Annotated in this window: 12 protein-coding genes; 8 read left to right on the top strand and 4 right to left on the bottom strand. The window is 43.1% G+C overall.

Annotated elements, in window-relative coordinates; all coding sequences use genetic code 11:
* Positions 1-5 precede the first annotated feature (5 nt).
* From C5745_RS12120 to C5745_RS12140, 5 genes are all read left to right on the top strand, one after another.
* On the top strand, positions 6-1,568 hold the full coding sequence (locus tag C5745_RS12120; protein ID WP_105717271.1) for a sulfatase family protein: 1,563 nt from the start codon (positions 6-8) through the stop codon (positions 1,566-1,568).
* Positions 1,543-3,312: a family 43 glycosylhydrolase gene (locus C5745_RS12125; RefSeq protein WP_243403332.1), complete on the top strand. Its 1,770-nt coding sequence runs from the start codon at positions 1,543-1,545 to the stop codon at positions 3,310-3,312. The genes C5745_RS12120 and C5745_RS12125 overlap by 26 nt, the downstream gene beginning before the upstream one ends.
* A gap of 65 nt (positions 3,313-3,377) precedes the next feature.
* Entirely contained in the window at positions 3,378-5,636 is a 2,259-nt protein-coding gene (gene bglX / locus C5745_RS12130) for a beta-glucosidase BglX (RefSeq protein ID WP_243403340.1), read from the top strand.
* A 156-nt stretch (positions 5,637-5,792) separates the two neighbouring features.
* Positions 5,793-8,561: a DNA gyrase/topoisomerase IV subunit A gene (locus C5745_RS12135; RefSeq protein ID WP_105717274.1), complete on the top strand. Its 2,769-nt coding sequence runs from the start codon at positions 5,793-5,795 to the stop codon at positions 8,559-8,561.
* A gap of 98 nt (positions 8,562-8,659) precedes the next feature.
* Positions 8,660-9,184: a YceI family protein gene (locus tag C5745_RS12140; RefSeq protein WP_105717275.1), complete on the top strand. Its 525-nt coding sequence runs from the start codon at positions 8,660-8,662 to the stop codon at positions 9,182-9,184.
* 66 nt (positions 9,185-9,250) lie between these two features.
* On the opposite strand, the gene C5745_RS12145 is transcribed toward C5745_RS12140, so the two are convergent.
* Genes C5745_RS12145 through C5745_RS12155 form a run of 3 tightly spaced genes read right to left on the bottom strand, consistent with a single transcriptional unit; the run spans position 9,251 to position 11,866 of the window.
* Complete coding sequence (locus C5745_RS12145; RefSeq protein WP_105717276.1) at positions 9,251-10,156, bottom strand: aldo/keto reductase; 906 nt, start codon at positions 10,154-10,156, stop codon at positions 9,251-9,253.
* A gap of 40 nt (positions 10,157-10,196) precedes the next feature.
* Positions 10,197-10,880, bottom strand: a complete 684-nt coding sequence (locus C5745_RS12150) for an FKBP-type peptidyl-prolyl cis-trans isomerase (protein ID WP_105717277.1) — start codon at positions 10,878-10,880, stop codon at positions 10,197-10,199.
* Complete coding sequence (locus C5745_RS12155; RefSeq protein WP_105717278.1) at positions 10,880-11,866, bottom strand: glycosyltransferase family protein; 987 nt, start codon at positions 11,864-11,866, stop codon at positions 10,880-10,882. Before C5745_RS12155 ends, C5745_RS12150 begins: the two co-directional genes overlap by 1 nt.
* 117 nt (positions 11,867-11,983) lie before the next feature.
* On the opposite strand from C5745_RS12155, the gene C5745_RS12160 reads away from it, so the two are divergent.
* A complete protein-coding gene (locus C5745_RS12160; protein WP_105717279.1) occupies positions 11,984-12,925 on the top strand; it encodes a zinc dependent phospholipase C family protein in 942 nt (313 codons plus the stop codon).
* Here the strand turns inward: C5745_RS12160 and C5745_RS12165 are convergent.
* Positions 12,922-14,559, bottom strand: coding sequence for an aminotransferase-like domain-containing protein (locus C5745_RS12165; RefSeq protein ID WP_243403333.1), 1,638 nt, complete (start codon positions 14,557-14,559; stop codon positions 12,922-12,924). The two genes, C5745_RS12160 and C5745_RS12165, sit on opposite strands and share 4 nt — an antisense overlap.
* Here C5745_RS12165 and C5745_RS12170 point away from each other — a divergent pair.
* Both C5745_RS12170 and C5745_RS12175 read left to right on the top strand, forming a co-directional pair.
* On the top strand, positions 14,547-16,409 hold the full coding sequence (locus C5745_RS12170; RefSeq protein WP_105717280.1) for a TonB-dependent receptor plug domain-containing protein: 1,863 nt from the start codon (positions 14,547-14,549) through the stop codon (positions 16,407-16,409). The two genes, C5745_RS12165 and C5745_RS12170, sit on opposite strands and share 13 nt — an antisense overlap.
* A 94-nt stretch (positions 16,410-16,503) precedes the next feature.
* Positions 16,504-17,040, top strand: a complete 537-nt coding sequence (locus tag C5745_RS12175; protein ID WP_105717281.1) for a hypothetical protein — start codon at positions 16,504-16,506, stop codon at positions 17,038-17,040.
* The last annotated feature ends 1 nt before the right edge of the window (position 17,041 follow it).

The raw sequence follows: 17,041 nt of genomic DNA on the forward strand, positions 1-17,041 counted from the left end.
ATATCATGTTAAAAAAGACGGAAATAAAACCTATTATAGCACTGTGCGTAACACTGATGACAACGCTATGTATATATGGACAAAAGTTGGAACAACGTCCGAATGTCATATTTATCATGAGCGACGATCATGCGGAGCAAGCTATCAGTGCATACGGCCATCCTATTTCCCAAAAGGCACCTACTCCCCATATCGATCGGATAGCTCAGGAAGGTGCCCTATTCGTGAATAATTATTGTAGCAATTCTATTTGTGGTCCGAGCCGAGCGGCGATATTAACGGGTAAACACAGCCATAAAAACGGATTTATGCGGAATGGGAACAAGGGTTTCGATGGCACCCAAGAAACACTGCCAAAAATCCTGCAGCAAAACGGTTATCAAACAGCTGTCATAGGTAAATGGCATCTCATTTCGAAACCGACGGGCTTCGACCATTGGGAAATACTGAACGACCAGGGAGATTATTACAACCCCTACTTCATCACTGCACAGGATACCGTTCGCCGTATGGGCTACGTTACCGATCTAATTACTGATCTGACAAAAGAATGGTTAGCTAATCGCGATCAAAACAAACCATTTTTTTTAATGATGCATCATAAAGCACCCCATCGCAATTGGGTACCAGCCGAACGGCACTACAAACTTTATGAAAACACGATCTTTCCGGTGCCTGAGACCTACTTTGATGACTACGAAGGTCGGTATGCCGCTTCACAACAGGAAATGAATATTTATCGCGACATGTACGAAGGACACGATCTGAAGATGGTGGACGGTATCGATTCAGAAACTTTACTATACGATCCTTGGCCCCATGCCTTTTTAGAGACTATGACAACGGCAGAACGGGAACGCTTTTTTTCGGCTTACAGCGATCGTAACAATGACTACTATACGACGGAGCGCACCGAAAAAGAAAAAGCGGTCTGGAAATTTCAACGGTATATGCAAGATTATTTTGCCACGGTCAAATCAGTAGATGAAAGTGTGGGAGAAATCATGGATTACCTCAAAGCCAGCGGATTGGACAAGAACACAATTATCATCTATACGTCCGACCAAGGCTTTTACCTCGGCGAACATGGATGGTTCGATAAGCGGTTTATGTATGAGGAATCGTTTTGTATGCCACTGCTGATGGCTCATCCGGGGTACATCCAACCCGGTACAAAAGTAGACGGCCTGACACAAAATATCGACTTTGCTCCTACGCTATTGGATATGTGCCATATCGATATTCCAAATGATATGCAGGGTCTGTCTTTCAAAAAGCTTGTACGAGAAAACAAAACACCCAAAAACTGGCGAAAATCACTTTATTATCACTACTACGAATATCCTGGATTCCACAGCGTCCGCGTGCACTACGGCGTCAAAATGGAACGCTATAAATTGATGCACTTCCCCAAGGAAAATCTTTGGGAATTATACGATTTGAAGAAGGATCCCACTGAAACGAATAATATCTATGGGACAAAGATAGCCGAAAAAATAACCCCTCAACTTAAGCAGGAATTATTAATGCTACAAACCAAATATGATGTCGACGAAAAATATAAATAAGAAAAATAACATACTCCAAGGAACAAAGAGGCTGCTCCTAACTTTATTTTCGATGGCACTCTTTACGACTGCGTACTCGCAGCAAATGCGTGCAGACACCTATTGCAATCCGCTCAATTTGGATTACACTTACATGATCTACAATTCGCACCGCGATATATCCTATCGATCTGGTGCTGACCCCGCTGTTGTAGAATTCAGAGGCGAGTATTACATGTTCGTTACTCGATCGATGGGCTACTGGCATTCTACAGATTTGCAAAACTGGCATTTCGTTACACCCGAAAACTGGTACTTCGAAGGGTCTAATGCGCCTGCAGCCCACAACTACAAAGACTCTGTGTTATATGTCACCGGAAATCCATCCGGACACATGAGTGTGCTTTATACGGATAACCCGAAGAAAGGTAATTGGAAGGCCGTTCCGGGGATTATCAATAACCTGCAGGATCCCAACTTATTTATCGACGACGACGGACAAGCCTATATGTTTTGGGGTTCATCAAACAAATTCCCGATCCGAGGACGCAAGCTAGATAAAAATAAACGTTTTATCGCAGACTCTGTCATTGTGGAACTTTTTAACCTTGAGCCAGAAAAACATGGCTGGGAGCGCTTTGGCGAAAATCACACGGATACGGTACTAGGCGGATATATTGAAGGCCCGTGGCTTACGAAGCATCGTGGCAAGTATTATATGCAGTACGCAGCTCCCGGAACACAATTTAACGTTTATGGTGACGGCGTATATGTAGCCGATCGGCCGCTAGGACCCTATACCTATCAAGTACATAACCCCGTTTCGTATAAACCAGGCGGCTATATGAATGGTGCAGGGCACGGTAGTACCGTACTAGGGCCCGGTGGTCATTACTGGCATTTTGCGACGATGGACTACTCGGTCAATATGACATGGGAACGACGCTTATGTATGTTTCCCACATTCTTTGATGAAGACGGAATTATGTATACAGATACCTATTTTGGCGATTATCCCCGTTATGCTCCTTCCGTGCCCAATCAGGGTGGGCGATTTAGAGGTTGGATGTTATTGTCTTATAATAAACCTGTTAGTGTATCATCCATGCAGAAAGATTATGATAAAGCAGCATTAACTGATGAAGTAGCCAAAACATCGTGGCTGGCCGAAAGCAACGATGATAAACAATGGGTTATTATCGACCTAGAAAAGCAGGCAGCTATGTATGCTATACAAATTAACTACGCCGATTACCAATCCGATATGTACGGTAGAATCGAGGGACTCAGACATCGATATACTATCGAAGGCTCTCTTGACGGTGAAAAATGGTTCCTTATCATCGACAAAAGTAAGAGCTTTAGCGATACACCCAACGATTATGTCGAACTGGAATCGCCCGTATCTACTCGCTATGTGCGATACAAAAACATCGAAGTCCCTACCCCGCACCTAGCAATGTCTGAAATTCGTGTTTTTGGTCTAGGGACAGGGAAAAAGCCCACAAAAGTTAAAAATTTTCGTTTAGATAGACGCCCCGACAGACGTGACATTGCCATCAACTGGGCAAAACAACAAAATGTTCAAGGTTATAACGTCAGATGGGGTATCGCACCGGATAAATTGTACAGTTCTTGGATGGTCTACGGAGACGACAATCTAGTGTTAAAATCATTGAACACCGACCAAACGTATTATTTTGCTATAGAAGCATTTAATGAAAATGGCGTTTCCGATTTATCCGGCATACAAGAAATAGAATAAATAAAATATATGGACAGGCTCTCACCCATAAAGAAAATAAATACATGAAAAGAATAGCAATATGGATGCTCAATATCGCGATAACCTGTGGCATAGGTGTGAATGCCCAAACCGATACTAAAATGAACCAGTTCATTTCAGAACTCATGAGCAAGATGACGGTAGAGGAAAAAATAGGACAGATGAATCTTGTTACCGGAGGCGAGGCTGTTACGGGATCAGTCGTATCTACCGGTGTAGAAACCAAAATTAAGGCAGGCGAAATCGGAGGAATCTTTAGTATGTCTTCACCGGCCAAAATCAGAGCTGCACAAGAATTAGCCGTTGAACAATCACGCTTGGGCATCCCTATTATTTTCGGCATGGACGTCATTCACGGATACAAAACCATGTTCCCAATTCCACTAGGTTTGGCTGCCACTTGGGATATGGAACTTATCCGTGAGTCCGCACGTATCGCTGCTGTAGAAGCCAGCGCAGACGGGCTTAACTGGACATTCTCGCCCATGGTAGACATTTCCCGAGATCCGCGGTGGGGACGAATATCGGAAGGAAGTGGTGAAGACACCTATCTCAGTGCGCGCATCGCAGCAGAGATGGTTAAAGGCTATCAAGGCGACGACCTAACAGCTCACAATACCTTGATGGCTTGTGTTAAACACTTTGCTCTCTACGGTGCCGCCGAAGCAGGAAGAGATTACCATACAACCGATATGAGCTTGCACCGTATGTACAACGAGTATTTCCCTCCTTACAAAGCCGCCATCGATGCAGGCGCAGGAACTGTCATGACATCCTTTAACGACATTAATGGCGTACCTGCCACGGCAAACAAATGGCTGATGACCGACGTTTTACGCAATCAGTGGGGATTCAACGGAATGGTTGTTACCGACTATACCGCAATCAATGAACTGATTGATCACGGCCTGGGCAATTTGCAGACGGTATCTGCATTATCCCTGAAAGCCGGTGTACATATGGACATGGTAGGCGAAGGATTTCTTACTACCTTAAAGAAATCGCTAAACGAAGGAAAGGTGACCATAGTGGAAATTGATGAAGCTTGCAAATTGATATTGGAAACCAAATATAAATTGGGACTTTTTGACGATCCTTTTCGTTACTGCGATGATGAGCGCGCAAAGAAAGATATCCTCACGACAGCGCATTTGGCAAAAGCACGGGAAATAGCAGGCAAATCATTTGTGCTTCTAAAAAATGAAAATAATACCCTCCCACTGAAAAAAAATGGTACAGTTGCTTTAATCGGACCGTTGTCAAACACCGGGGCTAATATGCCCGGAACCTGGAGTGTAAGCGCCGACCTAGAGAATACGCCTAGTCTATTGGAAGGTATGCAAACCGCTTTGGGTGATAAAGTAAAAATCGTACAGCATTTGGGTGCCAACCTCCTATCGGATGCAGCGTATCAAGAACGCGCCACCATGTTCGGCCGCGCGATACCTAGAGACGAGCGGCCGGAAGCGGAAATCATTGCCGAAGCGCTCCAAGTGACTGAGTCTGCGGATGTAATTGTGGCGGCACTTGGCGAGTCCTCGGAAATGAGTGGCGAGAGTTCCAGCCGCACGGACTTAAATATTCCGAACACGCAAAAAAGATTATTGGAAGCCTTGATAAAAACAGGTAAACCCGTCGTGCTGGTTTTGTTTGCAGGCAGACCTTTAACATTAACATGGGAGAACGAACACGTTCCAGCTATACTAAATGTTTGGTTTGGTGGAACAGAAACCGGCAAGGCCGTGGCTGACGTCCTCTTTGGCGATGTGAATCCTTCGGGGAAACTACCCGCTACCTTTCCCCAGAATGTCGGTCAAATCCCCTTATATTATAGTGCTAAAAACACGGGCCGTCCGCTGGCAGAAGGAGCTTGGTTTGAAAAATTTCGTTCTAATTACCTAGACGTCACTAACGAACCGTTATATCCCTTTGGCTATGGTTTAAGCTATACGACATTTACTTACGGCGATATCCAGTTAGACAAAAACAGCATGAAAGCTGACGAAAAGATTATCGCCACCGTTAAGGTTACCAATAATGGCCATTACGATGGCGAGGAAGTTGTACAGCTTTACGTTCGCGATCTGGTCGGTTCCATTACCCGTCCAGTGAAGGAGCTTAAAGGTTTTCAGAAGATTTTCCTTAAAAAGGGCGAAAGTCGGGATGTCACCTTTGAAATTAGTGTCGAGGACTTAAAATTCTATAACAATGAACTCGAATTTGTTGCAGAACCCGGAGATTTTAAGTTGTTTATCGGCACGAACTCCAGCGATGTGAAGGAAGCAAATTTTTCACTGCTTTAATAGCAACCCGAGCCATACACACCACTATAATTTCTGTCATCATCATGAACGGAACAAATAGTAACACTAATTTTCTTTTTGGGTTATTCGTTTTTTCGTACTTTTACCTACTTTCAAAGTAAAACAACTGTATCAAAATAAAGCTATTTTATTTAAATGAGCGAAGACACAAATTTTGCAGACGGAAATCCAGATCAAAACACAGAAAATCAAGAACACGAGTTAAGTTCGACAACGATACCGCTATCGGGCTTGTACGAAAATTGGTTTTTGGATTATGCTTCTTATGTTATTCTAGACCGTGCAGTACCGCATATCAACGATGGCTTTAAACCGGTGCAGCGTCGTATCCTTCATTCCTTAAAAGAAATGGACGACGGGCGTTACAACAAGGCGGCGAACGTAATCGGAAATACCATGAAATACCACCCCCATGGGGATGCGTCCATTGGCGACGCTATGGTACAGCTCGGACAGAAAGATTTACTGATTGATTGTCAGGGAAACTGGGGCGATCCGATTACCGGTGACTCCGCAGCTGCACCGCGCTATATTGAGGGCCGCTTGTCTAAATTTGCAAACGAAGTGGCGTTCAATCCAGATACGACCGAATGGCAATTAAGCTATGACGGCCGAAACAAGGAACCCGTTACCTTGCCTGTAAAATTCCCTCTCCTATTAGCGCAGGGAGCAGAAGGTATCGCAGTGGGACTGGCAACCAAAATCATGCCTCACAATTTTATCGAGTTGATCGATGGTTCTATACAGGTGCTGAAAGGGGAGCGTCCTAATTTATTTCCAGATTTCCCGACGGGCGGTTTTGCCGATGTCTCCAATTATAATGAAGGACGGCGTGGCGGAAAAATCCGGGTTCGTGCTAAAATTGAAGAACGGGATAAAAAAACCTTAGCGATTACGGAAATTCCGTATGGCTCCACCACAGGCGGGCTAATAGAAAGTGTCGTTACGGCTAACGAAAAGGGTAAGATAAAGATTAAAAAAATCGAAGATAATACCGCTGAAAATGTTGAAATTATTGTGCATTTGGCATCGGGCATTTCTCCAGATGTAACGATAGACGCCCTTTACGCTTTCACAGCATGCGAAACATCGATTTCGCCGAATACCTGTGTCATCATCGATAACAAGCCACACTTTATGAGTGTGAATGACATCTTGATCGAGAACACGAAACAAACGAAAGCGCTTTTGAAACTGGAGCTTGAAATTAAGCTCCATGAATTGCAAGAGAAAATATTTTTCAGCTCACTGCTTAAGATTTTCATTCAAGAAGGCATGTACAAACATTCCAATTATGAAAATGCAGGTGACTTCGAAACGGTTGTCAAGGTATTAAACAGCCTTTTCGAACCGTTCTTTGCGCAATTTTACCGTGCTATAACACCTGAGGATTATAAAAAGCTTATCGATAAACCGATGAGTAGTATCACGCGCTTTGATGTGAAGAAAGCAGACGAGCAGATGAAAGCGTTAGAGGACGATATCAAAGTGGTTAAAAAGAACCTGCGAAACTTAACTGAATTTACGATCGATTGGTACGAACGCCTACGCAGCAAATACGCCAAAGGCCGGGAGCGTAAGACCGAAATCCGTATTTTCGACAGAGTGGAAGCCTCACAAGTTGCACTTGCCAATGCCAAACTTTATGTGAACCGCGTGGAAGGCTTTATCGGAACGGGTATGCGCAAAGACGAACTTGTATCGGAATGTTCCGATATTGACGATATTATAGTCTTCCGTGCAGATGGCAAGTATTCTGTAACGAAAGTACAAGACAAAGTCTTCGTTGGAAAGGACATTATACACGTCGCCGTCTTCAAAAAAGGTGACGACCGTACCATCTATAATGCTATCTACAAAGATGGTGCGACTGGAACGAGCTATACCAAACGCTTTGCGGTCACCGCTGTAACACGCGATAAAGAATATGACATAAGCAAGGGAACCAAAGGTTCTAAAGTTCTTTACTTTACGGCGAATCCGAATGGAGAAGCCGAAATTGTCAACATACAACTCAAGCCACATTCGAAATTGCGTAAACTCAGCTTCGATCTTGATTTTGCAGAAATTGCTATCAAGGGACGGGGCTCCCAAGGGAATATTGTTTCCAAATACCCTATAAAAAAGGTGATATTTAAAAACGCCGGTGTTTCCACACTTGCTGGACGAAAAATATGGTTTGACGACGTCCTTCGCCGTCTGAATGCAGACGAACGCGGCCGTTATCTAGGTGAGTTTGACGGCGACGACAAAATACTGCTGGTGTATCCAGATGGCTCCTATGAGTTCTCTAGTTTCGATCTGAGTAACCACTTTGACAGTAATGTCCTGCGGATGGAAAAATTTATGTCGGAACATGTGTACACAGCCGTTCATCAAGATGGTAAGTCGGGAACATACTATGTAAAACGGTTTAAGTTTGACGACCAACCGATAGGCAAACGCATATCGTTTATCAACGAAGCTCCTGGCTCTAAGCTGATCTTACTGACAAACGGTACGGAACCCGTAGTTCGTGTCGACTTGTTGAAAGGAAAAGCCCAGACACCGGAGACGCTAGAACAGCCGCTGAACGAGGTTATAGACGTCAAAGGCATGCGCGCACAAGGTAACCGGCTTTCGTTCCATACCGTTAGAAAAGTTAAATTGCTTACCGAAGAAGTCGATCTTACCGAAAAAGCAGAACAGAAAGCAGGTGACCACACGCTTTCTTCAACGGATACAGCTGAAACAGAAACCATCGAAGACACTGTAAAACAAAATAATGCAGACAATATGGCTACGGCAGAAAAAAATAAAGAGGCGGCTGTTGCACAGGACGATCAGAGTGATAACGTAGGCTTCGAGATCACAAATCCTGACGACGTTAATCTCGAGGATTCGGGACAGACATCGTTGTTCTAAACTTGTTAAGTTTCTTAACATATATCAATGAGTACAAACAATATTCGAATGATATTTGTATTGCTTAAATACAGTAATAAAAAACAAAAAATAGATTTATGGCCGAATGGAATTTAGACAAAGCGCATAGCGAGCTTGAATTCAAAGTAAAACATATGATGATATCCAACGTCAAAGGAGTTTTTCTAGATTTTGACGTTAAAGTAGATGGTAGTCCCAAAGATTTATCCCAAGCCCTCGTCACTGTCGAAATAAGAACTGCATCGATCAATACCAAAAGTGAGTCGCGGGATGAGCATCTACGAAGTGCTGAATTTTTCGATGCCAATACCTATCCTAGTATAAACTTCCGGACAACTAAGATTACAAAAATAGCTGACGACGAGTTTGATTTAGCAGGTGATTTGACGATTAAGGATATTACTAAAACTGCCGTGTTTACTGCGAAATATGGTGGATCCGCAAAAGACCCTTGGGGCAACCAAAAAGTGGGGTACACTGTTTATGGCAAAATCAACCGTCCGGATTTTGGATTAACATGGAACACCGCGCTAGAGACAGGTGGTGTTATGGTCAGCGAAGAGGTAAAATTCTACGCCGAAGTACAATTTATCCTTTCGTAATTCAAAACCGAAAAGATAGGATTGAATACAATACTGCAGAGACGTCCAGATGGGCGTCTTTTCCTTTTACAAATGCTCCGTATACTGCAACTTACGAATACCCTGCTCCAGCACTGCACGGTCCTTTTCAGCCAATACGACTGGTCGTTCTAGCACTTCTTTCAAGTCATTTAGTTGTGCCAACGTACGCACCCCTACCGCAGCGATATCCACGGCTGGATGACCAAGAGCGTATGCCAATAGTAGTTGTGTTTTACTTACCTTTAACGATGACGCCAGTTTTTCCACGTTACGTCGTGCGTGTCCCACCTCTCCCGAAGTCAATTGTAAATAGCTCCTAGCAGGTTTATCAATCAACACCCCTTGTGTCAGTGCCCCACGGCTGATGACGGAAATATTTTTGCTCTTTAATATAGGGAAGATTTCCTCCGGTCGCCGATCCAATAAGTTATATTGCATCATGACACTAGTAATATTAGACTTAGTAGCATATTCCCTGATCACGTTTGGACGTATAGAAGAAAGCCCGTAGTAGCGAATTTTACCGTCTTTCACCAATTGCTCGAACGCTTCAATAATTTCATCGATAGGATCGTCCATTGTCCCGCCATGCAATTGATATAAATCAATATAATCGGTGCTAAGTCGGGTCAATGAAGCATCTACCGCTTTGATAATGTACGACTTAGAGGCTTTCCAATCCCATGCGCTACCGTCCGAGCGCCATTGATTGCCCACTTTGGTCGCTAAAATAACTTTGTCACGCATGGGCGCCAACACTTGACCGATCATATCTTCGTTCATACCACGCTCATACAGGTCGGCCGTATCGAAATAATTGATACCCAATTCAAAGGCGCGCTGCAAAACTTCTGTGTTTTGTTTTGTAGCGCCGTATTTAAGCGACATTGTCCCTAAACCAATGGTTGCTATTTTTAGTTCTGAATGACCTAATTTCGTTAACGCTGTCATTTTTTACTATTATTGAATTTGGGGTGTGCACAATGCACGATTACATTACCGTTTCCTGACTCTTTATTCCTATTAATTCAATTTCAAAAATCAGCGGACTGTAGGGAGGTATGTCTGCCCCGGCCCCCCGTTCACCATATCCCAATGTAGAGGGGATATACAATCTGTACTTCGCCCCGCTTGACATCAACGGAATACCCAGCTGCCATCCTCGAATAACGTTAGCCAGATCAATATCTAAAGGTTCTCCGCGCTCATAGGAGTTGTCAAAAACCTTTCCGTTCGCTAACACGCCTTTATAATGTACCGTTACTTCGTCATCTCGTGTTGGTTTCGCTCCACTTCCCTCTTGAATCACTTCATAATAAAGTCCGTCGTCAAAGTACCGAACGCCAGACTTTTGCTTAATTGTGTCAAAAAATGCCGTTTCCTCTTTCTTAAATCCATCAATTCTCTCCTCAGCAGCGTTTGCAAACGCAGTCTTAATCATGCGTATTCCTTCCTCTTCACCGATTAATCCTTCGTTTCCCGCTATAGCATCTTGTACACCTCGTAAAAAGCTTTCCGAACTAAGGGTTATACCGCTGCTGGTAAGCGAAGACCCCACATCTTTACCCAATGCGTAGGAGACAGAATCTGTATTTGTTTCTAAGACCTGTGCTTGTGTCAGCACACTCGTAAATGTCGTTGCCAGCGCGGCAAAACCAATCTGCTTTATATTCATTATTTATGTTTTTCTACTATATTCGTCACAATTTCTCTCGTCAAATCAGGATAGTCAACCGTGACTTTAATCTTACTGTTCAACCATGCCTCGATAGCGTAGTCAAACTTCTTCTTTAAACTACCGATTACTGGAACGCCCATTTGCTCCAAAGCCGCGGCATTTAAATGTTGTTCGTACTGATTTTTCATGGGTACTACCAACAATTTCTTTTCCAAAAACAGCGCCTCTGCAGGCGTTTCGAATCCAGCGCCGCACAATACACCTGAGGCATTCGCCATACTGCTCACAAAGGTATCGCTTCTTATGGGATTAATGGTCACATTCTTCACCGTAAACTTCTTTTTATTATGCTTGGAGTAGACGTCCCATTTTACATCCGGAAACTTAGAAAGGTTTTTCAGCAAATGCGCGTCATCGTATGCAGGCAAATAAACGGTATAGTGCCCGTCGTCCTTTGGGTCAAGCTGGCGAACAGACTCCCGAATTACAGGCGTGTAGATATGGTCATGGTACGATTTAAAATGAAATCCGTACGCAATATTTGAAGGAGCATAGTTCTTCATGATAAACTTACCCAACATATCGGTTTCCTCTGGTTTAGGACTCGCGGGGTGTAATGCACCTATTTGATGACTTAAACCGATACACGGAATTTCCCGGGTTTGGCAAGCCCAAGCAGAAATCGGTTCGAAATCATTTATGATGAGATCGTACTTTTCAACAGGCAGGCTATTGATCTCTTTGATAAACCGTCGAACGGTAGAACTCATAAACGTTCGCCACAAATCTACGCCTCCCGATTTTCCAAAGATAAAACTTAAACCGTGCAGACGATATTTGACCGGAAATGGCAACTCTATATCTGCCTGGATGCCGCTAACCAGCACATCTACTTCCCCTAGTGTCTGCAATATTGGAATAATGTCCAACGCTCTACATAGATGACCATTACCCGTTCCTTGAACTGCATACAATATCTTCATTATATCGCTTTAATTTAAGTACCCAAAGTACACATTTTCCATTAATTCGAAAAACGGAGGACCTACTTTTAATCTAAATTTATTATCTTTAGAACAAACCATCTATACAAGTGAATTATGTACAATAAATATTATTACCTTCTGGGGATGCTCCTTACGCTGATACTCAGCTCATGGGGATTTTATGCACACAAAAAAATTAATCACGTAGCGGTGTTTACCCTACCTACGCAATTGGCCACATTCTATAAAAAGCACATTAACCTGATTACAGAAAAAGCCGTTGATGCAGATAAAAGGTGTTATGTCGATTCGCTAGAATCTCCTCGACATTTTATTGATGTAGAAAAATTCGACGCGGGTAATATGGATTCGATACCCATACATTGGAGTCAAGCCACTGCAAAATACCACGAACGTAAATTACGAGCAAGAGGAATCGTGCCTTGGCAAATTTATTTTACTTACCAGAAGTTGGTCAAGGCATTTCGCGAAAACAATACAGTTGCCATTATCCGCCATTCTGCCGATCTCGGTCACTACGTATCGGATGCGCACGTGCCACTCCATACTACGCAGAATTATAATGGCCAACTGACTGGGCAAATTGGTATCCATGCATTCTGGGAAACCAGACTGCCAGAAATGTTTGCTGAAGACTATAATCTTTTCGTTGGCAAAGCCTATTACCTCGATAATCCGCTCGATTCGGCATGGACCATCGTACGAGAGAGTAACGCACTGGTGGATGATGTATTACAGCTAGAAAAAGAACTTTCCGAAACTTTTCCGAAACATCTGCAACGAAGTTATATTACCCGGAACAACGTACTTATTTCTACATATTCGGATGCGTATGCCCGCGCATACCATCAACGTATGCAGGGTATGGTAGAAGAACGCATGCGAAAATCTGTTCAACGGACGGGCTCCTTTTGGTTCTCTGCTTGGGTAGACGCTGGACAGCCCGCTTTAAAAGGCAAGTTTAACGCTGATCAAAAGGTAGAACAATCGGACATTCAACGCGGAAAAATCATAGGCCGGGAAGAGTGGCATTAGCTTATTTTTTCCACTCCCCTACGCAATACCATTAATGCCTCCTCTATTTCGTTCTCATTTAAATGGCCGAAACCTAATCGCATCGCCGACAGGGTACTGTTTTGGTACAAAATGTTCTTCGGAATAAACAACTCCTGATTTCGGCAAAGATTTGCTAGTTGAAAGAGAGAAAGGGATTTGTCCCAGGTCGTCCACAGGGCCAAACCACCCGAAGGCTTTTCAAATGTCACGATGTCACTAAAGCACGTGTCTAAAATTTCACAGAACAGATTCCGGCGTTCACGGTATATTTTTAGGGATTTCTTGAGGTGCCGATGGATCTCTCCTTCCGCTATCATTTCAGCCAAGGCTTGCTCCATGATCACGTCCCCCTGTTGGTCAATAATGCTTAAATATTTACGCATTTCCGCGATTAGGTTATCGGGCGCCACGACAAAGCCTGTCCGAAAAGCTGGCGCGAGTGATTTTCCAAATGACCCTATGTAAACCACCATCCCATCAACATCGCCGCTCGCCAATGGCATAACCGCCGTCTGTTCATATTGAAAATCATAATCGTAATCATCTTCCACGATAACAAAACCGTATTCCTGTGCTAACTGTAATAGGGCAATTCGTCGTTGGGCGGATAGGGTAACCGTCGTCGGGTAATGGTGATGCGACGTGAGATAAACCATACGCACCTGCCCTGGATTAAAATGGGTACGGATATAATCTATATCCATACCTCTTTCATCGACGGGAACAGTAAGCACCCGCGCACCCATTTTCTGAAAAACCATATTAGCAGAAAACATACTCAAGTCCCCGACCAAAACATGATCACCCTTTGAAAGCAAGATCTGCGAAATAATATATAAGCTCATTTCCACGCTGCGGGTGATGAGCAGATTACTTTTTGAAATGTGCAGCCCTCTCGAGAAATTCAAATAGTTACTCAATTGAGACCTAAAATATTCACTTCCCTCGGCTTGATATCTCGTAAGACGCCTCAGATTGTGTTTCCGTTTCATGGAAGCACTGTAGCAGCGGGAAAGGTGTTGCATTTGTGTTAAACGTATATCGGGTTGTCCATCATTAAAAATCAAACGGCAATCGGACGATTCGAAAGGATTATCCAAAACGGGAGACTGCCTAAATAAAAAGCCTGTTCGATCCGGATACTTCGCTAGTGAAACCAATTTTTGATAAGGTTTGTCTATCTTCATCTGATGCGATTGATTAACGATAAAGGTGCCTTTGTTTGGCATTACTTCCACCCATCCTTGGGCGTCTAACTCATTATAGATAGCGATAACTGTCTTACGATGTACCTGCAGCGCTTCGCTTAAGGCTCGCGTCCCAGGTAATTTCGCACCTACCAACAAATATCCACGCTGAACGGCATTTATTACCTGTTGCGCAACCTGTAGATATATAGGTTGGATAGATGTCCTGTCAATAAAAACAAAACTGGAAATTAAATCTAAAACCGGACTACTCATCTTCTTAAAATTGGAACCATATAACAATCCGGAAAGATAATACTTTTGCTGCATGAAACCATCATGATTATTCAACCCCAAACGAGAATGAATAAATCTGATAGCATCATCACCATTAAAAAACAAATTATATACAGATGAAAATAACATACAGTAACCGAATATTATTTGTGGCCATACTTTTTCCTTTGTTGGGACGAGCTCAAGAAGTTAAAACAGACAGTATTCAAGAAGTGATTGTTCACGCAAACCGTTTGCAAATTCCCTTTAGCAAAGACAATCGAAATATAGAGATTTTAAATGCTGAACAAATCAAACAACTACCGGTCAAAAACCTGAATGAAGTACTGGGGCTTTTAAATGGAGTCGACCTGCGACAACGCGGCCCTTTTGGTGCACAGGCGGATATAAGTATTGATGGCGGGAGCTTTGAACAAACATTAGTTCTGGTCAACGGAGCAAAAGTTTCCGATTCGCAAACAGCGCATCACAACCTGAATCTCCCTATTCCTTTAGATGCAATCGAGAGAATAGAAGTGCTTCGCGGTGCAGCAGCACGTGTTTATGGTATCAATGCGCTAACTGGGGCGATCAATATCATTACCAAGAAAGTAGAAAAAAGCTCAATACAGGCCAACGTATATACCGGCAGTTCGTTTAAAAACAGAGACGAAGAGGATAAAGATGGTATCTATTATCACGCCGGTACACAAATCGGCGCGAGTTGGTTTGGCGACAAACACCAACATCAGCTATACTATAACAAAGAAAAATCTAATGGACAACGATACAACACCGCTTCACAGAACGATAAAATATTTTATCAAGGGAATCTAGCGATAGATGATGATAATGAGATGGAATGGCTGGGTAGCTATATGTACAATCGTTTTGGCGCTAATGGCTTCTATGCCGCTCCCGGAGATAGAGAGTCTGAAGAAATTGTTGAAACGATATTCGCTTCTGTCGGTTCAAAACATCAACTTTCCGAACGTTTTTATTTTAGTCCGCGCATAACCAATCGGTATAACGAGGATGATTACCGCTATTTCAAGCACAACCTTTCGTCGGCCCGCTCTCTCCATTATACAAATGCCTTTTCAATGGAGCTGAACAGTCAATATCGTACTGCCTTTGGAGATTTTGGACTCGGGTTAGAATCTCGCCTTGACCGTATTGTCAGTTCTAATATGGGCAAACATGATCGAAATAACCATGGTGCTTATGCGGAGTACAGGACCGAACAAATAAAAAATATGACCATCAACGTGGGGGCATACATTAATTATAACACGCAGTACGGCTGGCAGGCCTATCCAGGTATCGACCTAGGTTACAGCTTTGCGCCTAAATGGAAAATAGTATTCAACACCGGATCAAGCCAGCGTATTCCATCTTTTACTGACCTCTACTTAGACCAGCGTCCGGGAAATATCGGCAATCCTGATTTATTCTCAGAGGACGCTTGGCAAACCGAAGCCGCCATTAAATTCCAAAGTACTAATTTTATTGCCCACGGCGGCTATTTTTACCGCGACATCCGAAACTTTATCGATTGGATAAGAGCAGATACGAAGGATCCTTTTCAGCCATATAATATAGGTAAAAACAAAATACACGGCATAAATACCAATTTTCTTTATACGTTTCAGCATGATGACATCCGTTACAGGGTGAATATGGGATACAACTATCTGCATGCGTCGCTCCAACAAACTGAGGGACTCACATCCAAATATAATTTGGAAAATCTCAAACATCAGGCGAAGTTACTAATCATGGCCAACAACAGGGTATGGAACGCTTCTGTAGCCAACCGTTTCCAACAGCGTATATCAGATAAATCTTATTTCTTAACAGATGTACGAATTGGCTATAGCTTTCCGTTCCTTTCGGTGTATGCCGATGCCCAGAACATCTTTGACGTCACGTATATCGAAACAAGTGCCATTCCGATGCCTGGAAGATGGTATAGTTTGGGGGTCTTTCACCGACTGTAAGGAGGCTTTCACCTATATTTTGGACTTACTTACCTAAATACCCTCCTATCTTTTTCCCTTTACTCCTTATTTTGTTTCTACAAACACGAAACAAATGGGATGGTTTACAATTTTTAAAAAGAGTAAAGATACACAAAACGCAGCAGAAGCTCCACCCGTTAACGCAGTAGCGGCATCGGTGGATAGTAAGCCTCAACTCAACGGAGCGTCTATACATGATGGTCAAGGTATTTTCCTCATTTACAACTACCTGCAGCAGGATTTTGAAACGCGGGGATACAACGACGCACTTACTAGTCCGGATGAAGGTTACCGAAACGACAATATAAAATTGATTAAATACGATCTAGAGATTTTAATCCATCAGGTCAGAACATATCATGATTCCCTCATGAAAGACATCGAATTTCATATCCATTCCCGGGAACGCGCCGGATTGGTCGATTTAGTCGATGAACTACGAATCAAACAGACTGATCTTTTGGGTCATATAGAAAAGGTAAAAGCATTTGAGCAAGCCGTACAAGCGAACACAGGTTTGTGCGAACGTGCGATCTTATCATATAAACGAGGCTTTATGAAAGGCATGGCATCTATTACCCAAGCCTATTTATTAACCAAAAAATTTTAAC

This window comes from Sphingobacterium haloxyli, from assembly GCF_002980525.1.
GTDB lineage: Bacteria > Bacteroidota > Bacteroidia > Sphingobacteriales > Sphingobacteriaceae > Sphingobacterium > Sphingobacterium haloxyli.

Coding starts and splice junctions, on each gene's coding strand:
- bglX (WP_243403340.1), top strand. CDS start 3,378: ATGCTCAATATCGCGATAACCTGTGGCATAGGTGTGAATGCCCAAACC.
- C5745_RS12170 (WP_105717280.1), top strand. CDS start 14,547: ATGAAAATAACATACAGTAACCGAATATTATTTGTGGCCATACTTTTT.
- C5745_RS12145 (WP_105717276.1), bottom strand. CDS start 10,156: ATGACAGCGTTAACGAAATTAGGTCATTCAGAACTAAAAATAGCAACC.
- C5745_RS12140 (WP_105717275.1), top strand. CDS start 8,660: ATGGCCGAATGGAATTTAGACAAAGCGCATAGCGAGCTTGAATTCAAA.
- C5745_RS12120 (WP_105717271.1), top strand. CDS start 6: ATGTTAAAAAAGACGGAAATAAAACCTATTATAGCACTGTGCGTAACA.
- C5745_RS12150 (WP_105717277.1), bottom strand. CDS start 10,880: ATGAATATAAAGCAGATTGGTTTTGCCGCGCTGGCAACGACATTTACG.
- C5745_RS12165 (WP_243403333.1), bottom strand. CDS start 14,559: ATGTTATTTTCATCTGTATATAATTTGTTTTTTAATGGTGATGATGCT.
- C5745_RS12125 (WP_243403332.1), top strand. CDS start 1,543: ATGATGTCGACGAAAAATATAAATAAGAAAAATAACATACTCCAAGGA.
- C5745_RS12160 (WP_105717279.1), top strand. CDS start 11,984: ATGTACAATAAATATTATTACCTTCTGGGGATGCTCCTTACGCTGATA.
- C5745_RS12135 (WP_105717274.1), top strand. CDS start 5,793: ATGAGCGAAGACACAAATTTTGCAGACGGAAATCCAGATCAAAACACA.
- C5745_RS12155 (WP_105717278.1), bottom strand. CDS start 11,866: ATGAAGATATTGTATGCAGTTCAAGGAACGGGTAATGGTCATCTATGT.
- C5745_RS12175 (WP_105717281.1), top strand. CDS start 16,504: ATGGGATGGTTTACAATTTTTAAAAAGAGTAAAGATACACAAAACGCA.